We start from the raw sequence: 2,618 nt of genomic DNA, 5'->3' as shown, positions 1-2,618 counted from the left end.
TATTGGCTATAGCAACACCTGCAGCACAGGCAGTTGCAAATACAACTAAAGATATTCCAATATTGGTTACAGCAGTTACAGATCCTGCAGATGCTAAATTGGTAGCTGATAATACAGTACCAGGCGGAAATGTTACAGGTACATCAGATTTAACACCAGTAAAAGAACAAATAGATTTATTAAAGAAATTGGTTCCTTCAGCTAAAAAAATAGCTTTTTTATATAATTCAAGCGAACAAAATTCTAAATTCCAAGTTGATATGGCTAAAGCTAAATCAGATGAAATAGGATTATCTTATATAGATGCAACTATTACAAATCCTAATGATATACAGCAGGTTGTACAAAGTTTAGTAGGAAAAGTTGATGCTGTATATGTTCCTACTGATAATATGGTTTCTGCCGGTATGGCTAATGTTATAGCTATTACAGAACCAGCAAAAATACCTGTAATATGCGGAGAGGCTGCTATGCTTAATGCAGGAGGTCTTGCTACTTATGGTATCGATTATTATGAATTAGGAAAATTAACTGCTAATCAGGCTGTGAAAATATTAAAAGGCGAATCTAAGCCTGCAGATATGCCTATTGAATATATTCAAAATCCGGTATTAGAAGTTAATACTAATGCAGCTCAAAAATTAGGTGTTACAATACCTGCTGATTTATGATAATTATTTAATTTGATTATATAAAAGCCTATATACAATTATATGGGCTTTTTTTATTAAAAAATATATTATTAAGGTTATTCTATGAAAAAAAATGTTTTTATATTTTTTATTTTATTTATCATTTTTTCTTGTTCAGAGAATAAAGAAAATAAATCTTCTTCTAATGAATTAATAAAGATAGGTATAATACAATTAGTTGAGCATCCTGCTTTGGATCAGGCATATCAAGGTTTTGTTGACGGATTGAAAGAGGCCGGATACGAAGAAGGAAAAAATATTGAGTTTGATTATCAAAATGCACAGGGAGAACAGGCTAACTGTATTACTATAGCCCAAAAATTTTTGAATGATAAAAGCGATTTGATATTGGCTATAGCAACACCTGCTGCACAGGCTGTGGCAAATTTGATAAAAGATATACCTATATTGGTTACAGCAGTTACAGATCCTGAAACAGCAAAATTAGTTGAAAAAAATGATGCTCCTAATGGAAATGTATCAGGAACTTCAAATTTAACTCCTGTAGATGAACAGATGGAATTATTAAAAAAATTAGTACCTAATGTGAAAACTGTTGCCCTTATGTATAATTCAAGCGAACAGAATTCAAAATTTCAAATAGATATGGCAAAAAGAAAATTAGATGAAATGGGAATATCTTATATAGAAGCAACAATAACTAATCCTAATGATATACAGCAGATAGTTCAAAGTATAATAGGCAAAGCTGAGGCAATATATATACCTACAGATAATATGCTCGCCTCTGGTATGGCTAATGTTATAGCTGTTACAGAACCTGCAAAAATACCTGTAATATGCGGTGAAGTTGATATGCTTAAATCCGGAGGACTTGCTACTTACGGTATAAGTCATTATGAACTTGGAAAATTAACTTCTAAACAAGCAGTTAGAATACTTAAAGGTAAGGCTGTACCTGCAAATATGCCTATAGAATATTTACAAACACCTACATTAAGCATAAATACTAATGCTGCTGAAAAGTTAGGAATAATTATACCAGAGGATATAACTAATAATTAATTATTAGTTTGAAATATTATAATGAACAATATAAAAATAACTATACAATATGACGGAACTGATTTTTACGGATGGCAGATACAGCCTAATTTGAGAACTGTTCAGGGCGAAATATATAAAGCAGTTGAAAAAATTTATGGTGAAAAAATAACTATATACGGATGCGGAAGAACAGATGCAGGAGTTCATGCCTTAGGTCAGGTTGCTAATTTTAGAGTTCCTAAAATGCTTGTACCTATTCATAAAGTACATATAGCTTTAAACTCCTGTTTGGACAGAGATGTAAGAATAATAAAAGCCGAAGAGATGCATGATTCATTTAATGCAAGAGCTTCTGCTACATTTAGAGAGTATTTATATATTGTTTATAATGGGGATACTTCTTTTCCTTTTTATGAGCGGTATGCTTGGTTCTATAGGAAAAATATCATTGATGAGAAATTGATTAATGAATATGCTAAATATTTGATAGGCGAGCATAATTTTACATCATTTTGTTCTACAGAAGATGAGAATGATTCTAAATTTAGATATTTAGAAAGAGTTAAAGCTGTAAGAAAAGGAGATACTATATATTTTATAATTAGAGGCAATGCTTTTTTGCATAATATGGTTAGAATAATAGTAGGTACTTTAGTTGAAGGTCAGAAAAAGAAAATGCCTATTAATTTTATAGAAGATATTTTAAAAAGTGAAAATAGGGCGGATGCTTTTGTAACAGCACCGTCTCATGGTCTTTATTTCAGACGGGCATTTTTTAAAGATGATTAAAGTATAAAAAAAAACTTGAAATTAATTTTTTATATGTTATAATGTATAGCATATTTAGTTTTGGAGAGTTCGTTCAATTGGTAGAGCAGCGGTCTTGAAAACCGCCGGGCTAACACCCATGTGGGTTCG

3 protein-coding genes are annotated in these 2,618 nt (G+C 31.1%); all 3 read left to right on the top strand.

Features of this window, described 5'->3' with window-relative positions; translation table 11 throughout:
- Nucleotides 1-671 (top strand): ABC transporter substrate-binding protein (locus Q0J90_RS13700; protein ID WP_297278443.1); only part of this gene is annotated, 671 nt, incomplete at its 5' end.
- Nucleotides 672-755: 84 nt separating this feature from the next.
- Entirely contained in the window at nt 756-1,718 is a 963-nt protein-coding gene (locus Q0J90_RS13695; RefSeq protein ID WP_297278442.1) for an ABC transporter substrate-binding protein, read from the top strand.
- Between the two features lie 21 nt (nt 1,719-1,739).
- Nucleotides 1,740-2,489 (top strand): tRNA pseudouridine(38-40) synthase TruA, encoded by a 750-nt coding sequence (gene truA, locus Q0J90_RS13690; RefSeq protein ID WP_297278441.1) that lies wholly within the window; start codon nt 1,740-1,742, stop codon nt 2,487-2,489.
- Nucleotides 2,490-2,618: the final 129 nt, after the last annotated feature.

The organism is uncultured Brachyspira sp. (genome assembly GCF_944390595.1).
GTDB lineage: Bacteria > Spirochaetota > Brachyspiria > Brachyspirales > Brachyspiraceae > Brachyspira.
The sequence above is the reverse complement of the archived record's forward strand: the minus strand, read 5'-3'. Positions and strand labels throughout refer to the sequence as shown.